General features: G+C 38.8%; 24 protein-coding genes. 7 read left to right on the top strand and 17 right to left on the bottom strand.

From position 1 onward, the window contains the following. Positions 1 to 113 precede the first annotated feature (113 nt). The 3 genes from ACQKL6_RS14555 to ACQKL6_RS14545 all read right to left on the bottom strand — a co-directional run bounded on the left by ACQKL6_RS14555 (position 114) and on the right by ACQKL6_RS14545 (position 3,796). Positions 114 to 839, bottom strand: coding sequence for a 3-ketoacyl-ACP reductase (locus ACQKL6_RS14555; RefSeq protein WP_427651358.1), 726 nt, complete (start codon positions 837 to 839; stop codon positions 114 to 116). A 717-nt stretch (positions 840 to 1,556) separates the two neighbouring features. Further along, the gene (locus ACQKL6_RS14550; protein WP_407407152.1) at positions 1,557 to 2,789 is read right to left on the bottom strand and encodes a cytochrome P450; all 1,233 of its coding nucleotides are present in this window, start codon (positions 2,787 to 2,789) and stop codon (positions 1,557 to 1,559) included. Positions 2,790 to 3,040: 251 nt separating this feature from the next. Beyond that, the gene (locus ACQKL6_RS14545; RefSeq protein ID WP_427651392.1) at positions 3,041 to 3,796 is read right to left on the bottom strand and encodes an SDR family oxidoreductase; all 756 of its coding nucleotides are present in this window, start codon (positions 3,794 to 3,796) and stop codon (positions 3,041 to 3,043) included. A gap of 213 nt (positions 3,797 to 4,009) precedes the next feature. Here ACQKL6_RS14545 and ACQKL6_RS14540 point away from each other — a divergent pair, with 213 nt between their 5' ends. Then, complete coding sequence (locus tag ACQKL6_RS14540) at positions 4,010 to 4,909, top strand: 3-hydroxyacyl-CoA dehydrogenase (protein WP_427651391.1); 900 nt, start codon at positions 4,010 to 4,012, stop codon at positions 4,907 to 4,909. Positions 4,910 to 5,010: 101 nt separating this feature from the next. Here the strand turns inward: ACQKL6_RS14540 and ACQKL6_RS14535 are convergent, their stop codons facing one another. Both ACQKL6_RS14535 and ACQKL6_RS14530 read right to left on the bottom strand, forming a co-directional pair. Further along, the gene (locus ACQKL6_RS14535; RefSeq protein ID WP_427651357.1) at positions 5,011 to 6,330 is read right to left on the bottom strand and encodes a sensor histidine kinase; all 1,320 of its coding nucleotides are present in this window, start codon (positions 6,328 to 6,330) and stop codon (positions 5,011 to 5,013) included. Position 6,331: 1 nt separating this feature from the next. Further along, positions 6,332 to 7,018 carry a response regulator transcription factor gene (locus ACQKL6_RS14530; RefSeq protein WP_402871671.1) on the bottom strand — a complete coding sequence of 229 codons (687 nt, stop codon included), beginning with the start codon at positions 7,016 to 7,018 and terminating at the stop codon, positions 6,332 to 6,334. Positions 7,019 to 7,248: 230 nt separating this feature from the next. On the opposite strand from ACQKL6_RS14530, the gene ACQKL6_RS14525 reads away from it, so the two are divergent. Both ACQKL6_RS14525 and ACQKL6_RS14520 read left to right on the top strand, forming a co-directional pair. Further along, positions 7,249 to 7,455, top strand: a complete 207-nt coding sequence (locus ACQKL6_RS14525) for a movement protein p6 (RefSeq protein WP_427651356.1) — start codon at positions 7,249 to 7,251, stop codon at positions 7,453 to 7,455. Positions 7,456 to 7,488: 33 nt separating this feature from the next. Further along, positions 7,489 to 8,493, top strand: coding sequence for a DJ-1/PfpI family protein (locus tag ACQKL6_RS14520; protein WP_427651355.1), 1,005 nt, complete (start codon positions 7,489 to 7,491; stop codon positions 8,491 to 8,493). A gap of 189 nt (positions 8,494 to 8,682) precedes the next feature. Here the strand turns inward: ACQKL6_RS14520 and ACQKL6_RS14515 are convergent, their stop codons facing one another. Further along, positions 8,683 to 9,270, bottom strand: a complete 588-nt coding sequence (locus ACQKL6_RS14515) for a TetR/AcrR family transcriptional regulator C-terminal domain-containing protein (protein WP_427651354.1) — start codon at positions 9,268 to 9,270, stop codon at positions 8,683 to 8,685. A 129-nt stretch (positions 9,271 to 9,399) separates the two neighbouring features. Here ACQKL6_RS14515 and ACQKL6_RS14510 point away from each other — a divergent pair, with 129 nt between their 5' ends. Next, positions 9,400 to 10,542, top strand: coding sequence for an ABC transporter permease (locus ACQKL6_RS14510; protein WP_427651353.1), 1,143 nt, complete (start codon positions 9,400 to 9,402; stop codon positions 10,540 to 10,542). A gap of 110 nt (positions 10,543 to 10,652) precedes the next feature. Here the strand turns inward: ACQKL6_RS14510 and ACQKL6_RS14505 are convergent, their stop codons facing one another. The 6 genes from ACQKL6_RS14505 to ACQKL6_RS14480 all read right to left on the bottom strand — a co-directional run bounded on the left by ACQKL6_RS14505 (position 10,653) and on the right by ACQKL6_RS14480 (position 17,888). Then, a complete protein-coding gene (locus ACQKL6_RS14505; RefSeq protein WP_427651352.1) occupies positions 10,653 to 11,192 on the bottom strand; it encodes a DUF2812 domain-containing protein in 540 nt (179 codons plus the stop codon). Beyond that, a complete protein-coding gene (locus ACQKL6_RS14500; RefSeq protein WP_427651351.1) occupies positions 11,189 to 11,506 on the bottom strand; it encodes a PadR family transcriptional regulator in 318 nt (105 codons plus the stop codon). The genes ACQKL6_RS14505 and ACQKL6_RS14500 overlap by 4 nt, the downstream gene beginning before the upstream one ends. 913 nt (positions 11,507 to 12,419) lie before the next feature. Then, positions 12,420 to 13,757: an MFS transporter gene (locus ACQKL6_RS14495; RefSeq protein ID WP_427651350.1), complete on the bottom strand. Its 1,338-nt coding sequence runs from the start codon at positions 13,755 to 13,757 to the stop codon at positions 12,420 to 12,422. Then, complete coding sequence (locus tag ACQKL6_RS14490) at positions 13,741 to 15,375, bottom strand: PEP-utilizing enzyme (protein ID WP_427651348.1); 1,635 nt, start codon at positions 15,373 to 15,375, stop codon at positions 13,741 to 13,743. The genes ACQKL6_RS14495 and ACQKL6_RS14490 overlap by 17 nt, the downstream gene beginning before the upstream one ends. 22 nt (positions 15,376 to 15,397) lie before the next feature. Further along, positions 15,398 to 16,297 (bottom strand): PEP/pyruvate-binding domain-containing protein, encoded by a 900-nt coding sequence (locus ACQKL6_RS14485; protein ID WP_427651347.1) that lies wholly within the window; start codon positions 16,295 to 16,297, stop codon positions 15,398 to 15,400. A gap of 382 nt (positions 16,298 to 16,679) precedes the next feature. Further along, the gene (locus tag ACQKL6_RS14480; protein WP_427651346.1) at positions 16,680 to 17,888 is read right to left on the bottom strand and encodes a TcaA NTF2-like domain-containing protein; all 1,209 of its coding nucleotides are present in this window, start codon (positions 17,886 to 17,888) and stop codon (positions 16,680 to 16,682) included. 185 nt (positions 17,889 to 18,073) lie between these two features. Here ACQKL6_RS14480 and ACQKL6_RS14475 point away from each other — a divergent pair, with 185 nt between their 5' ends. The 3 genes from ACQKL6_RS14475 to ACQKL6_RS14465 are packed head-to-tail and all read left to right on the top strand — an operon-like array spanning position 18,074 to position 18,723. Next, the gene (locus tag ACQKL6_RS14475) at positions 18,074 to 18,211 is read left to right on the top strand and encodes an immunoglobulin-like domain-containing protein (RefSeq protein ID WP_427651390.1); all 138 of its coding nucleotides are present in this window, start codon (positions 18,074 to 18,076) and stop codon (positions 18,209 to 18,211) included. A 6-nt stretch (positions 18,212 to 18,217) separates the two neighbouring features. Further along, positions 18,218 to 18,538 carry an immunoglobulin-like domain-containing protein gene (locus tag ACQKL6_RS14470; protein WP_402989398.1) on the top strand — a complete coding sequence of 107 codons (321 nt, stop codon included), beginning with the start codon at positions 18,218 to 18,220 and terminating at the stop codon, positions 18,536 to 18,538. Then, positions 18,505 to 18,723, top strand: coding sequence for an Ig-like domain-containing protein (locus ACQKL6_RS14465; RefSeq protein ID WP_402989401.1), 219 nt, complete (start codon positions 18,505 to 18,507; stop codon positions 18,721 to 18,723). Before ACQKL6_RS14470 ends, ACQKL6_RS14465 begins: the two co-directional genes overlap by 34 nt. Before the next feature lie 280 nt (positions 18,724 to 19,003). Here the strand turns inward: ACQKL6_RS14465 and ACQKL6_RS14460 are convergent, their stop codons facing one another. The 5 genes from ACQKL6_RS14460 to ACQKL6_RS14440 all read right to left on the bottom strand — a co-directional run bounded on the left by ACQKL6_RS14460 (position 19,004) and on the right by ACQKL6_RS14440 (position 23,910). Next, entirely contained in the window at positions 19,004 to 19,450 is a 447-nt protein-coding gene (locus ACQKL6_RS14460; protein WP_402989036.1) for a hypothetical protein, read from the bottom strand. 229 nt (positions 19,451 to 19,679) lie between these two features. Then, the gene (locus tag ACQKL6_RS14455) at positions 19,680 to 20,591 is read right to left on the bottom strand and encodes a VanW family protein (RefSeq protein ID WP_402989039.1); all 912 of its coding nucleotides are present in this window, start codon (positions 20,589 to 20,591) and stop codon (positions 19,680 to 19,682) included. Between the two features lie 264 nt (positions 20,592 to 20,855). Then, positions 20,856 to 21,665 carry a hypothetical protein gene (locus tag ACQKL6_RS14450; protein WP_402989042.1) on the bottom strand — a complete coding sequence of 270 codons (810 nt, stop codon included), beginning with the start codon at positions 21,663 to 21,665 and terminating at the stop codon, positions 20,856 to 20,858. Then, positions 21,662 to 22,948, bottom strand: coding sequence for a hypothetical protein (locus ACQKL6_RS14445; RefSeq protein WP_402989045.1), 1,287 nt, complete (start codon positions 22,946 to 22,948; stop codon positions 21,662 to 21,664). The genes ACQKL6_RS14450 and ACQKL6_RS14445 overlap by 4 nt, the downstream gene beginning before the upstream one ends. 428 nt (positions 22,949 to 23,376) lie before the next feature. Beyond that, positions 23,377 to 23,910 carry a DUF1456 family protein gene (locus ACQKL6_RS14440; protein WP_402989048.1) on the bottom strand — a complete coding sequence of 178 codons (534 nt, stop codon included), beginning with the start codon at positions 23,908 to 23,910 and terminating at the stop codon, positions 23,377 to 23,379. Positions 23,911 to 23,913 lie beyond the last annotated feature (3 nt).

Raw genomic sequence — 23,913 nt, 5'->3', positions numbered from 1 at the left:
GAAAACCAGAAATTATTCTCATTAACTTAGATGCCTTCATAACAAAAAAAGAGTCAATTATCCTTTTGGATAACTAACTCTTTTAGTTCTTTATTTATTGAAAATAAATGGCATTAAAATGGGTTCGTTGCGATGAAGCTTGCTGTTTTGACATACATACGTGGATTGATCTTTAATTGGTCCACGATGAATTCTGCAATATCTTCAGGTTGGATGAATTTTGTATCGTTATTTTCCTTAATTAAGCTTAGGTCAAGCGCAAGATCTGTTGCCACCGTACTTGGTGTCAAAGCAGACACGCGAATATTGTTGCGGCGAACTTCTTGTGCCAAGGATTCTGTAAAACCAATCACCGCAAACTTGGATGCACTGTATGCACTTGATGTAGCGGCTCCACTCAATCCATTTGTGGAAGACACATTGATGATGTCCCCACCATTTTTCTTGATTAATTGAGGCAGTACAGCATGTGTGACATAATAGGTGCCCATTAAGTTTGTATCAATGATTTGTTTCCATTCTTCTGGATCCATTTCCATAACCGTACCGAATGTTCCGATACCCGCGCTATTAATTAGAATATCCGCATTCCCCAACTCTTTTGTTAAAGATTCAATCGCTGTTTCCACTTGTTCCTTTGATGAAACATCAGCCGCTGCATAGGCCACTTTAACGCCTAACCCTTCAATTTCGGTAGCCGCCTCTTTTAGAGTTGCCTCTGTTCTTGCAAGTAAACCGACGTTTACTCCTTCTTTAGCTAGTGCGATAGCCGTTGCTTTCCCGATTCCTCTTGCCCCACCGGTAACAATTGCTACTTTATTTTTTAATGATTGTGCCATAATAGTTAGCCCCTTTCTAAATCAACTTTCATATACGTTCTATTATACTATTTTGGATTGGATATTCCTAAAAGCCTGCTTGGTCTTTTGCAGAAACCATTTATAAGTATTTTCTTGATTAGGTTTTCGTAAATTTTGTTTTATATTCCTAAAGCTCTCTTGCTATGCAAACAATTTAAAGGAATCATTCATGACTATTTTTAGCACATGAACAGCATTAAGGAAGTTTTCTGATAGTTGATTCTCCAGCTAAAAATCATGGAAAAAAGGACATCAGAAGTATTCTGATGCCAGACTGTAGACAAACTCTATAAAAATCGAGTTTGTATGGCTTGTACAATGTGGACGTTGATTTCCACTCCAGGCACTCGCTTTCCGCGGGCGGTCCGCGAGCCTCCTCGGCTTTCGCCTGCGGGGTCTCCCGTAGACACGCTTTTCCCGCAGGAGTCTCGTACCTTCCGTTCCTATCAACTATGTTTTAACTCATAGATAAAACCCTATTTCCTAAGTCATGATTGTTTCACAATAGAATTATTAGTTCTTAAAATGGAGCCTGCCCTGAATGTATAGAAGATGGCAAATTGGACACGGCAAGTTTAGGCGAAGATTCGAAAGGAATTTCAAAAGGGGATCGGAACTTAATATTTCCGACCCCCTTTTGTCTAAACTCTGACATCAGAGTATTCTGATGTCCCTAAAGCATTGCAATTTCCTCTCTTACTTATAGACCTTGACCGGTAAATACGTTAAGGACTGTCCAGTAGCGGATTCGGTTAAGTTTTGTTCTAAATCAAACCCTTCGACAGGTTCGATACGAGAGAATTTCTTGACGAAAAGCTCCAAAGCCAATTTCATTTCCAATCGTGCAAGCGGTGCACCTAAACAGAAATGTGGCCCGCTTCCGAAGGTCAAATGCTTCTTATTATTTGGACGGCGGATGTCTATTTTGAAAGGATCTTCAAACATATCTCCATCCAGATTGCAGCCGCTCATCCAAGCGATGACGGTATCCCCTTTTTTTAACGGAACCCCTAATAAATCATTATCTTCTTTAACCGTACGATCTCGTCTGGAGCTGTGGAACCGATACCGTAGCATTTCCTCGACTGCATTCGGAATCAATTCAGGCTCATTCCGGAGTTCTCCATAGATTGACGGATCATCATAAAGTAATGAATAGAAAGAATTCGCGATCGCATGGCTAGTCGTTTCGACACCCGCGCCTAATAGGAGCATCGTCGCCTGCACGATCTCTTCATCCGTAAACCTTTCCCCATCCACTTCTGCCCGGATTAAGTCACAGATAATATCATCTGACAGATTCGAACGTTTCTGAACGACAATCGGATATAGGTATTGGAAATATTCCTTTGCCGCCTGTTCCTTTTTACGCATGATATCTTCCAACCTTGCTTCGTCATAAGGTTGGAACAGGATATCCACCCATTCTTTGAACTGGTGTTGATCTTGAATCGGCACCCCGAATAAATCCGCGATAACCATAGCAGGTAAAGGGCCAGAGAATGTTTTTATAATATCGACCGTTGAGTCAGCTGGAATGTCATTGACAAGGTCGCTAATAATTTGGTGAATACGAGGTTCCCATTCTTTCAAACTGCGCGGGGTGAAAGCGGCTGCTAACAAGGAGCGGCTCTTCCGATGTGCTGGTGGATCCACCAATGTAAGATTCGTTATGGAAGAAGGTTTTTCTGCCTTCTTACCCGCTCCAACGAAAATAGCACTTCTAGGTCCTTCACTTGAAAAAACCTTATAGTTACTTAACACCTGTTTAACATGTTCATATTTAAACACATTCCACGTATTCGTTCCCTCATGGAAATAGACAGGATGATCGTGAAGCATTTCTTTGTACCATTCAATCGGGAAAAACTCATCAGCACGTGATTGAAAATTCGTAATTTCTTTAATAGGAATCACTTCTTTATTCATTAAGCCTTATTCCTCCTTCAAAATATCTAAAGATTCTCTGCCTTCTACATTTGCACGTATGTTCAGCTTACTCTAAACAGAGTATTTTGAAAAAAGCAATAAGTAATAGGGCATGAAACCCACTTTTGATTGACCTTGGTTTTTTTGTAGGTAGTAGGGCTCTTCTATCTGGCGGTACAGGCATGCCTAAAGACAGCATAAAAAAGCACTCATTTTGAATGGCTCAAAATGAGTGCTTTTTATTCGTTTCATCAAATCTCCATATCCCAACGATCCTGTTCGGTTTGCTTCATTTGTTTTTCCGTTTTTTCCGGATAGGCTGTACGGAATTTATGGTGGTCGGCCGGGATGATTTCAATCATCTTCTCGATCATGTCTTCCGGATCAAGTTGGTTCTTTAATCCGGCATCCTGTTTCTCCATATCTTCCTTTCGTGTAAAGTTGCGTGTCTCATCGAACCACTTCCATTTCTCCTCTGCAGCCCTGTCGTTGAAGCCCGTATTATAGGCACCCGGATTAATGGTCGCCACCTGGACCCCAAATGGCTCAAGCTCATCCTTCAAGGTTAACGCCATACCCTCGATGGCATGTTTGGTTGTCGCATATGGACCTCCGAATGGGGTCGTGATAATTCCGGCCATCGAACTCAAGAACACGATTTTCCCGCTTCCTTTCTTGACCAGCTTCCTTGCTGCATGTTGGACGGATTCAAGTGTCGCAAATACATTCACTTCGAAAATCGCCCGGAACCGATCCATCGGCACTTCCCCTAGTGCACCGCCTTCGTTAATAGCAGCATTGGCCACAAACACGTCAAAATCATACACATCAATCAGAGCCCTGTCCCGTTCATTCGTGATATCCAATTTGAGCACGTCCATATTCAAGCCTTGCTCCTGTGCTTCTCGCATTAGATCCGTTTTCTGAGATGTGATTTCGGTCGTCGCAATCACGTGGTGCCCTCTCTTCGCTAATCCTAATGCCGGGGCAAAAGACAAATAAGTCAGGGTCTAAAAAAGGGATAACAAGGTTTCCAAAAGGACTTTATTCCCCTTTTTTTGTTAAAATTAAATAGAACTTTAGACATGCGTCCGGATTTGTCTTTGCGTTTATTAAGGTCGTTTACGGGAATACTTAAAAACATCAAGTCTATCCCTGCATTTCATTCATGAAAGCTTAAACAAACGAGGATAACTAACGAAAAAGGGGTTTTTACGATGATGAATTACAAAAAAATCACAGTTGCCGGAAGCGGCGTTTTAGGAAGTCAGATAGCCTTCCAAACTGCTTACGTAGGAAAATTCAATGTAACGATATATGACATTAACGACGATGCTTTAGAACGTGCCAAAGAAAGAATCACGAACTTGAAGCCGTATTATAAAGAAGATTTAGGGGCAACAGACGAAGATTTAAACGTCGCTTATGACCGTCTTACTTTCCACTCCGATCTTGCAAAAGCTGTAGCGGATGCGGATATTGTGATTGAAGCGATTCCAGAAGTCGTTCAGATTAAAACTGATTTTTATACGGAATTAGGAAAAGTTGCGCCTGAGAAAACCGTTTTTGCAACGAACTCTTCGACATTATTGCCAAGTCAATTTGCAGAAGCGACAGGCCGTCCCGAGAAATTCCTCGCCTTACACTTCGCGAATGAAATTTGGAAAAACAATACCGCTGAAGTCATGAAGCACCCTGGAACAAATGACCAGTACTTTGATGAAGTGATTGAATTCGCAAAAGCAATCGGAATGGTTGCCCTGCCATTACATAAAGAGCAACCCGGCTATATCTTGAACTCTTTATTGGTTCCGTTCTTGGAAGCAGGCCAAGGACTCCTATTGAATGAAGTCGCCGACCCTGCAACCATCGACAAGACATGGATGATTGCAACAGGCGCTCCACTCGGACCTTTCGCCATCTTGGACGTAGTGGGAATCACCACCGCCTATAACATTGCCAATGCCAAGGCTCAAGCAGGTGATCCACATTTCGTAAAATTGGCTAACCTCTTGAAAACGGAATACATCGACAAAGGGAAAACAGGCAGAGCAGCAGGAGAAGGCTTCTACAAGTACCCGAACCCTGCTTTCGCTAAAGCTGATTTCTTAAAAGGTTAATGAACATGAAGGAAAAAGCAGAAGCGCTTAGGCACCTTCTGCTTTTTCATGGATGATTTGTTTCGATATACCTTCCAGCTGTTTGCGGAAAGCATGCTACACTAAGAATTCCCCAAAGGTAACCAACCATTTAAGATTGCACCACCTTCTGGGTTATTTCCTACTACCAACTCACCACCATGCTGTCTAATGATTCGCTGAGAAATCGTTAAACCTAATCCTGCTCCTCCGGTTGAGCGATTTCTCGATGCTTCCCCACGATATAGTGGTTCAAATACTCGCGGAAGGTCTTCCATAGAGAACCCCTTTCCTGTATCTTGTACCGTAAAGATCACTTGGTTATCCTCTCTATTGCAAGTAATGAATATTTCTCCATTCCTAGGTGTATGCCTTACCGCATTATCTAGCAAGTTATTCAGGGCTCGTTCCAATAAGTGCGAATCACCCTTGATGTAGCAACCCGTTTTTAAATGATCTGTCATGATAGAAATCCCCTTTTGCTGAGCCTGCAGGCGCAGGCTTTCTATGGAGTTCTTGAGAACAAGACACAGATCAATCCTGTTTTCAGGCAGATTCACTTCTTGGTATTCCGTCTTAGCAAACGTGAAAAGATCCTCTACTAATCGATCCAACTGCGCCGACTTCTCCTTACATACCGCCAAATACTTTGCTTTCTTTTCAGGTGTATCAGCAATGCCTTGCTCTAAACCATCTAGGTAACCACGCAAAGCAAACAAAGGCGTTCGTAAATCATGTGCAACAGCAGTAATGACAAATCTCCTTTCAGCTTCCAATTCATCCTGTTTCTGAAAGGATTTTTTTAGACTATCTACCATAATAGTAAACCCGTCATGTACCTCATCAATTTCTGAAATCCTTGATGAAGGTAACTGGATATCCAGGTCTCCCTCTCCAATCTGTCGAGCACATAGACCCGTTTTCTCCAAAGGAATGAGAATATATCTTCGCATTGCATAGGTAATGACCAAAATCGCCACGATTAGGCCAGAAATGACTGCAATTATTTGAGTCATTTTTGAATGATCTTGATAGATGACAACCCTTCCAAGCACCTGCCCATCCTGTATGATTGAAAACTGTTCCACGCTCGCAGAGGACGGCCCTCGGTCAGAGTCCGATTGAAAAATCTCCTGATTAGATCCGGATAGTATCGACACGCCCATGTCTGCTTTCTCTAAAAGCCCGCTTAATTGGTCTTGCCAAGCAGGACTTTTCCATTTATCAGTATTTGTTTCAATCAAGTGAGTTATCGCTTCCATATTCTCCTGTTGTGGTTCATCCATTCCGAGATTGAATGACTTTGTTTCAAGAATATGCCCACCTACATAAAACACCCACGGGAAAGTAAGGATAATGAGTAGGCAGAGGATGGTGAAATGACGAATTCGAATGGTTTTCATTTTATTCTCCTTTAAAACGATAGCCTATACCCCATACATTGACTATAAATTTCGGTTCGTTAGGGTCCGCTTCAATTTTCTCCCGAAGTCGACTTAGATGGACACGAATAGTATGTTTGTCCCCAATCCCTTCCCAAAACTTTTCGAGTAATTGCTCGTATGTAAAAACATATTTCGGATGTTCCGCGAATAATTGCAGTAAATCATACTCTTTCGGTGTAAGCGAGATGGGCTGCCCTTCTATAGATACCTCTCTTGTGGATAAATCCAACGAGAGGCGTCCATAATCCAAGACCTTCCCCTTTAACTCTTGCTGAGAACTGGAGCGACGTAATACCGCCTTCACTCTTGCAACAATCTCACCAGGCGAAGCGGTTTTGACTATATAATCATCTCCTCCAAGTGCAAGACCTCGTATCTTGTCTACATCATCACTAAGCGCACTCAAAAAAAGAATCGGGACGTTGCTTTTCATACGAATCTGCCGACATAACTCAAAACCATTTTGTCCCGGCATCATGATATCAAGGACAAGGCAATCAATTCTACATTGCTTTACCACATCAAGCGCCTGAGTAGTATCATAAGCAAGTTTCACCTGAAATCCCTCATTTATTAAGAAATCCCTCAATAATTCAACAATGCTATGGTCATCGTCCACAACTAAAACGGTATGTACATCCTTCACAAATCTAATTCCCCTCTCTAATTGGCTCCCCTATATACCATCCTTACAATTTGATTCAATTTTATCACTTTTTTGAAAAAGGAAACGTTTTAGGATGGATTGTGATTATTTTGTGATTGTTTCATACCATTTTTTGAGATATTTAACGGTTATTCTTTAACTGTGAAACAAACTTCAACTATTGTAATGTTTCGTTCCACAATTCTAATAACTTCGAGGGGGATTTAATAATGGGTGTTGAAGATCAAAGTTATTTATTTTTTCCATTTGGTGCATTGTTCTGTCTTACATTATTTTGTTTTGTAGCCGTTCGCATATTCGCCATACGATCTCGTTATAAGGATTCCAATCAACTTACCCATCTAAAAAAGCTGGTAAGCAAAGGGGAAATGACAGAGGCCGAATACCAAAGATTTAAAGAACTTCTTACTAAATAGGAACATAGGAAATTCAGTTATGGAGGAAAAATTATGCATATCCAAATTGTATTGTTTGATGGATTTGATTTATTAGACGCTATTGCACCTTATGAAGTGTTTACTGCTGCTGGGATGTACTTTAAAGATGACTTAACCGTAACACTCGTTTCTGCAGAAGGGGAACGAATGGTGACAAGTGGAGTGAATGGTTTACAAATTGAAGCAAGTGGGAAACTTGACGTAACTCGTAAAGGAATCATTCTTATTCCGGGTAGCTCTGGTTCTGTTCATGATACTGGAGCCAAATCGATACCAGTTAGGCTCCAGCAAGCATCTGAAACTAACTTGAGACAATTATTAAAACAAGCCATCGGAAATCCAGATATATTGCTATCCACAGTTTGCGGTGGTTCCCTTATATTGGCCATGAGCGGCTTATTAGAAGGTCGGCATGCCGTTACCCATCACATGGGAATGGGGCTTTTAAGTACTACGAATGCAATTCCTGTTCATGCTCGAATTGTAGATGATGGGGATATTGTTACTGGCGGTGGCGTTACTTCTGGACTAGATGTTGCCCTTTACCTGGTTGAGCGAGAATTAGGCCCACTTATAGCCCACGCGGTGGAACAGCTGTTTGAGTACGAACGTAGAGGTACGGTTTGGAGAAATGAAGGAAATGTACCGAAAGAAATCCGACAGGAAAATGATATTGGAGTGACAAGTGATGAGTCCGTTATCCCAACTGATTCAAGAGATGACTTCCAAGGCAATTGGGATACCACAATCTCCACTCCCATTGGAAAAATCCCGATTTTATTACATGTAACCTATCAAAATGGGAAACTAGTAGGTACAGCAAAGCAAGGAGATGATATTGTCACAATGGACGATCCCGTACTAGAATCGAATCAATTAAAGTGGTCCATGAAAGTGTCTAAGCCCATGCGCCTTAATTTGAATTTCAGCGTTTACGTAGATGGAAACAAAATGATTGGTGAAGCAAAAGCAGGGATGCTCCCTACATCAAAGTTAGTTGGACATCGAGTTGGATAACATGGGGTGATAGGTAGCCTAACCGTTCATATCCCTGAATAACGCGTCCTATTCATATCGTACTTGCTATTACTTCTCTTATTACTGGACCCTCCCATAATTAATCCACAGCGGGATTCAGATAATGACTAAACGACATGAGCTCTATGAAATTTCAGAGCTCATGTCGTTTTTTTATTTCGTATCTGGTTATTTCTTTTGAATATAGGAAATGATATCAATATATAATTCGGTCATTTCCTGAGGAGTTTTATCTAAATCATTTTGTACCCATTGCTCGATCAATCCTAAAAAAGCAGACGTAATGAAGGATAGAAAGTAGTCCATGGGCACGTTTAAATTTGATGCATGGAAGCTTTCATTTTTCTCTAAATTAACACGCACTTTTTCGGAAAAGGCATCTCGAAATCGAAGGTGGAAACCTGTTCTCCCATGATTGCTTAAAAATATCTTCAATAAGGGCGCATGCATTTTAATGGAGCTAAATAAGGCAGCCGCTAATTGCTCCTGTCCTTTTTCAAACGTATGAGTCGATGAATAGCGCGATTGCAATTCATCAATATGATTGCCTAAGTCCTCAAACAACTGCTGTTCTATTCGATCTAGCAAGTCGAATTTATCTTGATAATGCAAATAAAATGTTCCGCGGTTAATTTGTGCCGTTTTCGTAATGTCCCCTACCGTAATCGAATCAAATGACTTATTTTCTAAGATATGTACAAACGATGTTTGAATGAGCTGTTTGGTTTTTCGATTTTTCTCTGCATACATGCTCATCATCATCACCTCCGTCCTAAAATTGAACAATCTGTTCACTTTTGTTCATTGCTTATATGGTCCTAAAAACTATAAGATATATACATACCACTGAACAACATGTTGAAAATTGAGAAAGGATGATATACATTGAGACTATTTAAAAATAAACTAGCATGGGCTGCTCCCATCGCGGTTATATTAATTATCGCTCTATTTTCGGTAAACTTATTCGCCCAAGGTAACCCGAAAGTAAGAAATTTACCGGTTGCCCTTATTGTCAATGATGAAGGAGCACATGTAGACGCTGTCCAATCAGCCGTTGAACAAATGAGTAAAGGCACGGATGGCGAAGAACCGATGTTAGCTTTTACAAAGGAAAAAGAAGAAAATATTGAAGATCTATTCGATGATAAACAGTACTATGCCGCATTGGTCATTCCTGAAGGGTATAACGATAGCTTACAAAATGCCGTGAAGAATAACAAATCCGCACAATTGAAAATTTATATTAACCAAGGATATAACATGACGGGTGCTAACTTTGCGAAAACTGCATTAAACGGCTTAGTTACCCAATTAAATAATCAATATTCTACAAATTTCATCAAGCAAATGGATGGTCAACAAATTGATGCAGCCCAAGCAGCTGTATTAGTGAACCCAATCGTTTCCGAAGAAAAAGTGTTTAATGAAATCACAGCCTCAACGGCAAACGGTAGTGCACCAACATTAATGGCCGTACCTGCTTGGGTAGGTGCCTTAATCGGCGGTTTCATCCTATTCTTAGCCATATCAAACATCACTAAGAAAGAAAACTTAACACGTAAACAAACATTACGCTTAATGGGTGGTCAAGTATTATTCGGCGTGATCATCGCCCTATTCTCTGGCTTTACAGTATCGACATTAGCGTCCATCGCCGGTATTAACATGCCAAGTTACTTACTAGTTGCATTCTTCGTATCGTTTGCAGCATTCTGTTTCTTCCTATTAGTATCAGCCATTACGGCATGGATCGGTAAACCAGCCATCACGTTATTCATGGTTGTCATGCTTCTAGGTATGGGTGTATTAATGACACCACTAGAAATGCTACCCGATTTCTTCGTGAACTTCATACGCCCTTGGGTTCCAATCCGCTTTGCGTCTGAAGGATTACGTGAAATCTTCTACTTCGGTAGTGGCTTCTACACTGGTGGATCGTTCATCACGATTGCAGGAATCGGTATTGTCGGTTTAGTGATTTACCTGCTGTCTATTTTCAAACCAACACCTAAACAAAATGACTAAAACAGGAATATGTAAAGTAACTCCTTGATTAAATAGATAGGTCTGCGTTCGATTATTCATCGGACTCAGACCTTTTTTACTTTCTCCTTGAATTCAATGGATGTGTTAGCTCATTCAAAAAACTGCTGGCTTTTCTTCAATGCCCTTTTCCGTTGAATGATTTTTATAATGGGAATGGCGATAAGCAATGCTACGGCAATGTTAAGAATACCAACAGCTGAGTTAAAGAATTCCGGCAGTGATTGTTCCCCTAAAATACCTACGTTCACAATACCCGACCAGACATTTATAAAAAAGAGTAAAAGAAAAATATTCAACATGCGCTTATAATAATCGATCCTTGATTGTGTATCTGTATATAGTTCAAACGGACCTTCAGATGCTACTTTTTTCATGTACACCCAGCCACCAAATTCATGAATAATAGTGATTCCACTGTCTTCAAGCAAGTCAAAATAATCCTTCATCTCACTTTTAGACTTTCCCATGATAAATTCATTGCGGTAAAGGAAAGCACCAGGCTCCCCCTTTGTAAAGGTGAACCGACCCAAAGAAAACTTCTCAAGGTGCCAACCGTGCGTAGCCATCTCATTGATCCACTTTTCTTCTTTTTCGTAATCCAAGTAAAAGCGATACCTTACTTTCTTCACAGCTGGTTCTCCCCTTTCGTAATGAGTAAACCGTTATGATACAACTCATGGAGTCGTTTCATTTCACTTTCCACCATCAGCTTCCCAGCATCCGTAATAACATATTCCTTTTTTCGTCCATCCTCATCTAATGCAACAATCCATTTTCGCTTCACCAATGTCTTAATCGCACCATAAATCGTTCCAGGACCAAGCTCAACACGAGCATCGCTAAGTTCGGAAACAAATTGCATAATCCCATACCCATGCCTTGGTTCATATAAAGATAAAAGGATGTAATAAACACCCTCTGTCAAAGGAGCCTTATCTTCCATCATTCCCCCACCTATCGTCTAACGTTATATCGACTGTTGATACACTTATTGTATCAGCGGCCGATATAACTGTCAATGATATACATATTTAGTTTTTGTTTCTGGATAAGGAGCGTGCGTTTAAGATTCAGGTCAGGGATAAGGATTATATCTATGAGGTAACAAATAGTTGAGTGGAACGGAAGGCACGAGACTCTTGCGGGAAACGCGCGTCTACGGGAGACACCGCAGGCGTAAGCCAAGGAGGCTCGCGGACCGCCCGCGGAAAGCGAGTGCCTGGAGTGTAAATCAACGTCCTCATATTCATTCACGACTTAGGAAAACAGGGTTCGATTTATGAGGTAAAACATAGTTGATTGGAGCAGAAGGCACGAGACTCCTGCGGGCAAAGCGTGTCTACGGGAGACCCCGCAGGCGTAAGCCGAGGAGGCTCGCGGACCGCCCGCGGAAAGCGAGTGCCTGGAGTGGAAATCAACGTCCTCATATTCAACATTCATGACTTTAGGAAAAAGGTTCGATCTACGAGATAAAACATAGTTGATTGGAATGGAAGGCACGAGACTCCTGCGGACAAAGCGCGTCTACGAGAGACACCGCAGGCGTAAGCCGAGGAGGCTCACGGACCGCCCGCGGAAAGCGGAAATCCACTTCCTTATATTCAACATCCATGACTTTAGTAAAAAGAATTCAGATCTATGAGATAAAACATAGTTGATTGGAACGGAAGGCACGAGACTCCTGCGGGAAACGCGTGTCTACGTGAGACACCGCAGGCGTAAGCCGAGGAGGCTCACGGACCGCCCGCGGAAAGCGAGTGCCTGGAGTGGAGATCAACATCCCATATGGTACAAGCCATAAAAAAAGTAGACAAACCGATTTTCAGGTTTGTCTACTTTCTGTACACAGCCAAAAGCTATAAAATGTGTGTGTTTGCTTTCTTTTCTTCTTTTTTCACATGGATGAACATACCTTTCGATACAAACAATCCACCTATCGAACAGACAAGTAAAATATACACCGTGACGGAATAATTAATTTGTAAACTGATGATGACAGATGCGGCAATTGAGCCCATATAACGAAACATGGAATAAATACCGGAAGCAACCCCTGTTAATTCCTTGGCAACGGATTCAAGAGATGCTGCTTGCATAGAAGGAACGCCTAAGCCCGAACCAATCCCACCTAGAAATAAAATCAAACCGGCAAAGACTATTCCATTGATACTTGGAAGAACAACATATAATACCAATGCCAGACCTATTAGGGCAAAAGATAACCTAACCGTCATACCCTTTCCCATCTTACCCTCTACATATCCACCTACCCATGATGCAATGGAAATAGCTAAAGAGAATACGAACAAAAGAAGTCCAATCGATCCGATTGAGTATCCGGCATCTCTTTCTAGCATCATTGGCATTATTAAAATGGTGCAATACATGATGGCATTATTCAGTAGGATGGATAGATTTGCACTTGTAAAACTAGAGTCCTTAAAGAGTGAAAAATCAATGATAGGATAGCTACATCGCTTCTCTCGATATACGAAAAGAAAGAAAGATAGTATAAAAATCAACCATAACCAACCATTCCTGTACCATCCATTTGTCACGATCAGGACAAGAACCGTTAAGAATGTACCTAATAGAAGTGAACCATGTATATCTAATGCAGTACGACTTTTCGGTTCGATATCCGGTAAGAATATATAAGCGATAAAGAATGATAAAACAGCTAAAGGAATGTTTATCCAAAAGGTGGCATGCCAACCCCATCCACTAATTAGCATGGCCCCAATGAGTGGGCCGAGTGCCGCCCCAATCGACATCGCAAAACCAAACACACCGAATGCCTTGGTTAACTTTGACTTAGGTGTGATAAAGCGAATGATCGCCGTTCCATTAGGCGTAATCAAAGCCCCACCCAAAGCTTGAATGCCTCTACCAATGATCAATACCAGTAAATTAGGTGCATAGACACATACTAACGAAGCCACTAGAAATAAAAGCAAGCCGAGTAAGAACAATTTGCGTGTTCCATACATATCCCCGAGTTTTCCTGCTATTGGTTGGGCTACGATCATGATAATGAGATACACCGTCACAATCCAGGAGACATTTGCTACATTCGTCTGAAAGGCGTCCATGATCGTAGATAAACCTATCGTTATCATTGTAGAATTCAACGGGACTAGAAACGCCCCCGTTAAAATCGCAAGCAAAGGAATATGGTTACTTTTCTTTAACAATGTACACGACTCCATTTGTTCCATCCACACGTACGATATCACCATCTTGTAACATCTGCGTTGCCACTTTTGTACCTAAAACGGCTGGAAGCTTGTATTCACGGGCAACCGTTCCGGCGTGGGACAGGATTCCACCTGCATCCGTGACAACAGCTCCGGATATAGAAAATAGCACGGTCCATGGTGGGAGTGTTGTTTTACAAACGAGTACATCCCCCTTTTGAACTTTAGAAAAATCATTCTGATCCCGAACAATTTTCACCGTACCCGTATGGACTCCTTTTGAGGCCGCATATCCTTTAAAGCTTTGTTCTTGTTCATCCACTTCCGCCGCTCTTGTTCCAAAGATTCTTTCGATGACAGGCGCCACTTCCTCTTGTGGGGGCACACTGTATGTCTGAGGAATCTCTTTCTTCGAATCTTGTTCATGTACAGCCTTGCGCTCAACGATTTTAGTGGTTATATCTCTTGGATTATTCACTAACTCCACTAACTCATCCAAGTATAAAAAGAAGATATCGCTATTTTCTTCGATTGCTTTAGCTTCAACTAAGAGTGCACCCACTTCCAATAAAACCATTCGAGCTTTAGCCGGAAGCATGGCATCAATGTAGAAGTGATGATCTTCATCAACACCCCAATAGGCTAACGCCCAGTCATGGATCTGCTTGAACCTTGCTTTTGCTTCACTCTCCGGGTACTTCTCTAACAGAGCAGAAACTTTATGTTCGCGTTCCGCTACAACACGTGCAAATTCTTCATCAAAATCGAAGTCTTTCTTCATATATTCCGAAATGACAGCTAAGGCATATTCAGGATTCTCCACCCATGTTTCATCAGAAAACTCATGGGAATTCGCGATGCGCCACCCGTAAATTTCTAACGTATCTTGGACTTGGTCCAGGAAAGTTTGGCCTTCAGGAGATGCTTTAAGCTCCGTCACTAAATCTTCATTAGGAACGGAAGCAAAACAGCTCGATATTTCAGGTGACGCCATAGCCACCTTCGCAAGGTTCCATAAAACTCGATCCGTTTCTAATGATTTGTTCATCACACCTTCAAGGAGGTCATACACATAGGTCGTATTCGTGTCACCCGTTAAATTCTTATAGGCATCTTCTAAAAGTAAACCAACAGAGCCTCTAGGCATAACGACCTCGAAGTGAATCTCCCATGCGCGTTTGAAAAATTCAAATAATTCTATAAGGATTCCCTTTGCTTCTGCCAAAGTAAAGCCATTTTTACGGTATTGGTCCAGTGTGTTAAAGTACGGGATTAACTCTTGATTCATATAATTCCAGAATATATCACTTAAGTTTGGCAACAATGCTTCTATAGCCGTTGCATTTTCTTCCAACCGTTTTGCAATATCCCCTTGATATGAAACGGTATTCTGATAATAGTGGGAATCAGAAATTTTAATTTGGAATTGATGGATTGGAAGTTTCAATGTTTCATAAGCCTTTTTTGTCCCTTCTGTAACGGCTGGTGCCATGTAAGACGCAAACAGGGGGGTTAAAGAACCGGGTAGATGCAATTCATCTAGAAACCAAAATCCATTTTGTTTATCTTCTTCGTTCAGTATTAATTCACTTCGGAAATTTTCAATATTCAACATATTTTCCGCACTCTCCTTAATTCTAAGATGTAATGGGTCTAGATTGAAGAACGAAAATCATGTCATCTTTAATGGCAAACTCTATGTCAACAGGGAATTCATAAAATGCCTCTAATTTACTTGTGACAGACTCTAAAGATAAAATGCTTTCTTCATTAAGACAGTAGGCGTCACTTTCTTCCGGTGTCGTTTCCACTTCGATGATTTGATTATTTATAGGCAATATCTTCACTTCTTTAAGACCTAAATCTTTCATGATAGACTTTGTTTCTTTATTCACGATGAAAGTGTCGGGGGTCACAATTCCTGAAACAATGGCTTCACCCAAGCCGTAACTCGCATTAATGATCATTTCATTAGGATCTTGAGTAATGGGGTTCAGACTAAAGATCACTCCGGCTACATCCGGGAACACCATTTGCTGAATTAAAATCCCCATCGGAAAAGCATCTAAAGAAATATCTTTTTGTGTCGCATATTCACGAACACGATCGGAGAACAGGGATGCCCAGCATTGTTTGACTGCATAAAGCAATTGCTCCTCCTCACAAACGTTCAAAATCGTCTCATATTGACCGGCGAAGGAAGCATCTTTTAAATCTTCAGCAGAAGAAGATGACCTAACAGCCACTGCCAAATCAACGGAGCCTGTTAGTTCCTTCAACTTTTCATAGGAAGATAACACTTCCTTTTCTATATCTTTCGGAAGAGGAGCCTTCATGAATACATCAATGAATTCCTCTTTATGTACTTGATTATGTAAAGCATTCTCTTTCATAAATCTTTTTAAAGCACCTGCTTTGAGAACAAATCCATTGGGGATATGAACCCCCTCATTTATGATGTTCGCCAAGTGTAATGCTTTAGACCCAACTTCCAGTAGCGATTCTTGGTTAGCTTCTCTCAGGAACACAGTAAACACAAAAAAACAAACCCCTTTTCTTTATTAACACTGTAATGATAGTACAAAATACGCATTATGATTTAACCACTTTTCTATTAAACTCTAATTTAGTATACTTTGCAATCTACAAAAGAATAAATGCTCATAAAATACTATCTTTTACAGATAAGATATTAATAGAGTGAAAAGGTGGATTTTTCAATAACAATATAAAAATTGAAGGGGCTGTCCCAAAAGGGGTAATTATACCGAAATTGTATAAATGGTAAAAGGCAGAAACGTTGCTTTAACAACATTTCTGCCTCTTTATTTTTGTGAAATTCCCTGGAATAAGGGCTTATTAGACAGCCCCTTCCATTTTCCGTCGTTTTACTTAAAAAGGTCGTATTGCATAACTATATTAGTCTCTTTTGACTTCGGTTGAACTAAGAAGCTCATTTACAGCTAACTCTCCATCCTCCAAAAACTTTACCTTATGAACACTATTAAAATTCTTATACTGTATTGAGTTATCACTGCCTATTATTTTATACGCTGCATATGTCGCTACTTCATAAGTGGATTCATCTACCTTTGATATCTTTTCCACCTCAAGATTCATAAGTTCTTCTGTAATATTTTTTTTGTTTAAATGGGTTGTATACTCTTTTTGTTCTTTATATGTCTTTCCACTCGGATCAATGTACGGTTCTACAAGCGAAAACTCTTTCCGATTAATTGCCGTAACACTGGCCTCTATATATTTTTTAATAAAAGAGCCAACCTCACTTGCATTATCAGCTTCTGTACCTGAAGATGTTTCGTTATTCGATTCAGAATCAGCACTTGCAGGAGAAGAAAATACTTCATCGTTAACAATTAATGCTAAGCTAGCTTTATCTGATCCTGTTAATACCGGAATAGAGTAACCACATGAACCGGAGTAACCCATTAAATCTGATGAAGAAAGCTTATTTGGGTATTGAGTTACACAATTATTTCCTACTTCTATATTCCAATCTGTATGTAATTCACCAGCAAGCTCTTCAACTATGCTAACTACTTCTTTTGCCCATGTGTTTGTAGGATCTATGTCGCCATCATCATAAAGAGAAAAAATACTTTTCAAGTCTTCTGATGGGATATTTTTTGCTTCAAAGTATAATGTATTGTTATTATGATTAATATCCCAGTCACCGACCGTGATGTCCTGTCCTTCACTAACGATTCTTAGTCTTTCTAATTTTTTTGTATAACGTTCTAACATTGCTTCTTCATCATTATTCGCTATTTTTTCTCCATTTTCCTCTTCATCGTCTAAATGGTGATTTGGACCTTCCTCATTAGACTTCTCACTTGAACTTTCAACAGCCATTTCCGGCTCCTTTAAAGCATTCACAACAAAATATGCAACAACGCAAAGCAATACCATACCGATAATAGAAAAAGTGATAACTTTTGTTTTCTTATCAAGTAGTATGTTGTTCTTCCTTACTATTGACCTTTCTTCCTTTAGCTTTATTGAAGAATTAGGCATTGAATTTGCTTGATTTTCAGGCCTTGTTCCGCAATTTGTACAAAAAGCTTGACCAAATTCTAGTTTGTGACCGCATTGGGTACAATATTCCATTATAAGATTTCTTCCTTTCTCTTACCCCACTACCAATTATTTCATTAATATATACTATTTCATTTTTTTTGGGAAGGAAAATAGTAATATAATAATTTTCTATTTGGAAGAAACTTTATACAAAAGAAGCAGATTAATAAAACTAAATATGGATTGAGTCAATATTTTGGACACAAAAAAGTTAAATCTTAAGCTGTATCTCTGTTTCTGGTATTGTGAATACCAAAAAGGCTGGTACCTATAAGCTCACTTATTCTGTTACCGATAAAGTAAAGAATAAAGTAACAGTTACTCGTACAATTACCGTTATTGATATAATCTAGCCTAATATCTCTGGTGTTCAGAACACACAAATCAATTTTAATGACGAATTTAATCCCTTAACAGGTATTAGTGCTTCTGACAATAATGACGGTGACATTACTGAAACTATTAAAACAAGTGGTTCAGTAGATACAAACATTGAAGGAAAATACTTAGTAACATATGAAGTAGTAGACGCAAGTGGAAACACAATAGAAGTACGACGAGCAGTCCCTGTAGAAAAAATTGCTGTCTCAAAAATTGAAATTATTGCCCCTGTTTCTATTAAAAACGCAAAGAATCAACAGCTAATATACATCCAGAGAACGCCACTAATCAAAACGTAGTCTGGAATAGTTCTGATGAATCAGTCGCTACAATTGATAAAAATGGTGTATTAAATAGTTTATCAGAAGGTACAATTACAATAACATCAACAATTGAAGGAATTAGTACCTCAAGAAAAGTAACAATATCGGACGTCCGAATTTATATTTATATAAATCTAGCTCTTCTACTATTAATAATGTAATTAAGAGTTTATCAATAACCCTTCTTAATTTAGAAGCCAAGGAAAATGTGTCTATTGAGCAAGTTCAAATATATAAAAAAGAATCTCTATATAAAAAATTTTCTAAAGAAGCTCTCAAAAACTTAGGTAACACTACAGTTAAACCGTCATCGAACTGGGGGCTAAATATGAGTACCAAATTAAGTATTTGGTCAAATCAATGTAAAGTTATAGTAACTATCAGAACTGAAAATAATAAATCTTATCAATACTCTATTGATATCTAAAACTCTACTCTTTCTTATTCATTATCCCCATATCGGTTTTGCTTGCCCAACCAATCGTTTGCTTCTCTCCACTTAAGCTTTTTTGCTGCAATCCAACTCACGCTAGTTTCAATTCCCTTTTCAGGATGAAAATTAGAGTCATCCGCCCAATAAAAATTGCGGTTACATTTCAAAATAGTGGCATCTCTGATAATTGAATCATAATTTTCTGGCGTCGGGATAATATGAATACCCGTTACACCTTCAAAAAGCAATTCAATTGCAGATGGATTGCTATATTGACGTTGAAATAACATTTTTACATTTGTATCTAATTCTCCAGAAACAGTCATGGAAAGATCTACATCTACATAAGTTCCTGTCCACATATGCATTTCCCTCAAGCATCCATCATGAAAATAACCGAATCGCTCTAGCAAATCCTTGCTATCCGATTCCTCCTTCAATTCAATCCAATTCACCTCTATTGTCCTCCAATAACATTTGTCTTCTTATAATAATTCGTCACTAAATGATACCACTCCTTTTCAGACAATATTAAAACCCACTTGAAACACTTTATTTCAAATGTTTAAGGCTTTTCTTTAATACACCAGACTTACTGATAAAACCATTATAGAACTCTCGGATTCGATTAGTTAAAAAGCGACTGCTCATCATCAAGCAATCGCTCCCTCATTGATTTCTTTATTATGGATCGATTTTGATTTCTTTCGGTAACTTAACTGGAGCCTTGGGAACTTCTTTTTGCTCGTTATTAATCACGTCAGAGGAGTAAAGTGTAACAATCATACTTCCTCCATATCGTTTAGCCCTAATCAAAACTGGTTGGTTATACTTGTTTTGAAAGCGAAAGTCAGGTCCATACCAGCTTACCGTAGCATCCCGGCCGGATGGAACATATGGTACATGCCTGCTATGGGAATACCGCTCGACAATTCGTAGCCCTGCACGGTCGACAGCATTATACAAGGTTGATGACACCTGACAAATCCCTCCACCAACCCCTTCAGACAATTCACCTCTAACGATAATGGGAGCACTCATGTACCCCTTGCCTTTAGACCTCTTCCCTACAACTTGGTTAAAGGAGAACGTCTCATTAGGAAAAACAACGTGATTGTCAATTGCTTTTGCGGCAAGTGAGATATTTTGCGAACGACTTTTATTGTTAGAATTAAAATAAGTCACGTACTGACCAATCTTTTGTATCCGTATGTTAGCAAGTAACTCACTATCCACTTTTGGATAAACATCCATTTTTGGTACCTCTATCTTGGAAGAACCTTTACCAAAGAAATAGGCATAAAACTGCTCCTTTAATGCCTGTCGATATAGTTTATACCCTACCTGTCCTGGGACGATTTTCCCCTGACTGTTGATTCTAGCATCTATAGGGGCCCTGTAGATTCGTTGATCAAGCTTATCGATGAATGTACCAAATTTTTCATCATCAATCATTGGCGTACCAGGAAGGGGCAGTGTGAAATTTTCACGGTTAACACTAGCTATGGGTTGCCCTTGTTGGGTCACTGTTAAGCTGTCAGAAAGCTCAACAGGTTGAGCAAATAATAAAAGACCAGTCATCCATATATGTATCATAAGTTGGTATACCTCCCAACATTAGTATGAACGGGAGGTTGTCCTTTGATGTAATTCTTCCATTTATATTGTAGACGTATAAGTAGTGACAGCGTGTATAAAGCAAAAGGTACGACTGTCCTTACGCGAAAAGGCTTTACTTCTTAAAAAATGGAACAAAATAAAAAAATTTATACACAAAAAGGCTCAAGCTATAAGAATTTATCCTTATCACTCAAGCCTTCATTCACACGTTATGCAAAGATTGAAACCATCAACTTTGATTTATTCAGTTATAAATTTAATATATGCTCTATCATCAAAGCTTAATTGACCTTCTTCTACACCTTTCGTTGATTTATATCGCTTGTAACATAAAGGATCTTCCACTAAGATTTTCTTTAAATATCCTTCACTTTCTTTTAACGTACTAAATAGCCTCGGGTAACCATCACTTCCTAAAATAACTTCCGCGCCACTTTCAACGGTATATACATTTAAGTAGGCGCTATTGATAGGTTGTCCGTTTAGTACACCGTATGAAAACTCACTATTTTTATTTTCTAAATATAATTGTCTCTGTAAAAATACGTTGATTGCTTCTCTACTTAACGTATTTATATAATTAGTATCTCCCTTTAAATTGTTTTCTATAAACGAATCAATAAAGAGGGCTCGTATATTAGCAACATATTCATCTACTATCTTCGTATGAGGGTAATATTGTGCATTGATTATACACTGGCAATCACCATACGACCAAACCTCTTTATAATGCTTACTATAAATAATCAAGGATGCTCGTAAATACTCGTTAATTGAATTAGAAATATTTCTTTTAGCGAACTCATGTTTAAATAAATTATTAATACTGTTAAGTAAAGCTATATTCGAAATATCACTTGGTATTTCTTTTAGCAAATTTATAATTAAATCTTTTGCATATATACCGCTTTTATGACCATTCCAGAGTAATTCTCCTTTAGACGTAACACCATCAATTACAGCGATAAAATCATTACTTATAAAAATACCATCTTCACACAAAGACTGATCTACTTGTTTTCCTACTAAGCTTCTCTCCACAATATTCATTTCTTTTCACGTCCCTCAAGGTAATTCATTAAAATTACAATGGCCGCTGAAGCACTTGGCATTGTTAAATATGATCTACCCCCAAAAATAATCATTTCTGGCGTTATATAGACTTCTTTTAATCGATTACGATCAATGAAAACTAACTCATTACCATCCATTGCTAATTTAGTTTGCAAATACGCCTTCTCTGTTTTCTTTATAGCATTTATAAAAGTTTCATCCACTTCCTTTGAAGATTTAGAAGTTTTCACATAAAACAATAGCTGCGGCTTTCCACCTTCTACTAAATCTCTGTATATTGCAATAATGTTTTTTGATGAAAAATTAAAATCTTCTCGTTCCAGCTTTAGTTCATCATGTATTTCTTTAATCATACTTTCAACTAAACCATTCTCTGTAAACTCTTTGTCTTCATTAAGCGCGTACATTGTTTTTAATGATGCTCCAACACTATTCCCCAAAGTTCCCTTTCCAATTGAAACATTGTTACTGCGATTTACGAATACAATTTTACCGTCTGATGTTTCTACAAAGCCATTGAAACCTAAATGGTTTGAAAGCTTAGATTCTTTTAGCGGGTTTACGTAGGGACCGAAATCGTAAATTTCACGATTACTACTTTTCAATCCCCATTTATAATCCATTGCCCGGTTCGTAACTAAAGAATCAAAATAAGTTGTTCTTGTAGTAATCAACTTTAAACTATTTGTTGCTTTGTCATATTCATAATCACTTAAACGGATATTTAATTGGTTATATACGTCTGAGAACTCATGTGCATGCATAATCGTTTCATAATTTTCTTTTATACGTTCTGGTAATTCGTATTGCTCTTGAGGTTTGTCTTCAATTTCAAATTTAGCATCATATAAAATGCGCTCTATAATGACAGGAAATTTCACCTTGCCATCTTTATATTTTTTTAACGTTTTTCTATATAAAAAACGGTTAATTATAGCAGTATTCTTATACTTTATTAAATTCTTCTCGCAAGGATACTGTTTAATTAAGTAATTATAGTCATCTGAGAGCTTATTAAAATCCTCAATTTTCTTACGAATGAATCTAGAAATCGATGTTTTGACCATATTTACTATAAATGCAACGATAACCGCTAAAAATACCGTTACATCGACTTTACTAAAAAAGTTTTGACCATTTAAACCTAATGAGAAATAGATAGCTACTAAAATTGCTCCCATGAACAACACTTCAATAACTGTTTCAGTAAAAATTTTATTAATGGTTCTATAGAAAGATTTCCTTAACCTTACGAACATGCTAGTCATAACTCCTTACAGTAATTAAATTTATATACGCATAATTCAGTACATATTTATAGCCTATTTGGTTGCATATTAATTTACTCTATATATTATACTTCTTAAATTGACTGCAAAATACAGTTTTGTATATATCAATAACTATTATGATACGGTTCTCCCTATTTAACGCTTTCTGATATTTTGAACTCCTCTTCAACCCCGTTGAACAGGAAAATTAAGATGTTCTTAACTTGAGAGTTCCCAAGAGCATTGTGTATATATCCTTTTTTAAATAAAATTTCAGGAACTTATGCCCATTAAAACTGATAAATCAACCCAATAAAGTTATACACAAAAAGGCTCAAGCAATAAGAATCTCTCCTCATCACTCAAGCCTTCATCCACATCTTATGCACAACTTGAAACAATCAGATGCGTTTTACTTATCCCCGATATTTCAACGTTAACCCTTTTAAGAAATTACGAGCATATCTGTCGCCGCACTGTTTATAATTCCGATGGCCTTCTTTTCTAAGAATGGCGCCTAATTCCCCTTTGGTTATGTTGACTCCTGCATCTCCCAGGATTTCAATCATATCCTCGCTTGTTAGCGTGAGCGCGATTTTCAATTTCTTAAGAAGGACGTTGTTCACACTTTCCTTGCCTGTTGGTGCCGGGCTCTCTGATTGTCCCGGTTTTGGCTCTTGTTTGCCTCTTTTGAAAATGATCAGGCCATTCAAAAAGGACTCCATCATCTTGTTATTGCATTTGATTGTATCTTCTTCGTCTTCATATTCGTAAAAGTCGACTTCATCATCTTCGTATTCGTCATAGTCGTCTTCTTTTGGCTTGGTCAGCATCTCCATCACTTCTTCTTGTGTCACGTTCACGCCGCCAAGTTTGAAAATCTCTACCATATCTTTATTTTTTATATCGAGAGCATATCGTACTCTGATTAAAATATCATGATTATGCATCCA

Source organism: Peribacillus sp. NPDC097197 (genome assembly GCF_050278025.1).
Taxonomy (GTDB): Bacteria; Bacillota; Bacilli; order Bacillales; family DSM-1321; genus Peribacillus.
The sequence above is the reverse complement of the archived record's forward strand: the minus strand, read 5'-3'. Positions and strand labels throughout refer to the sequence as shown.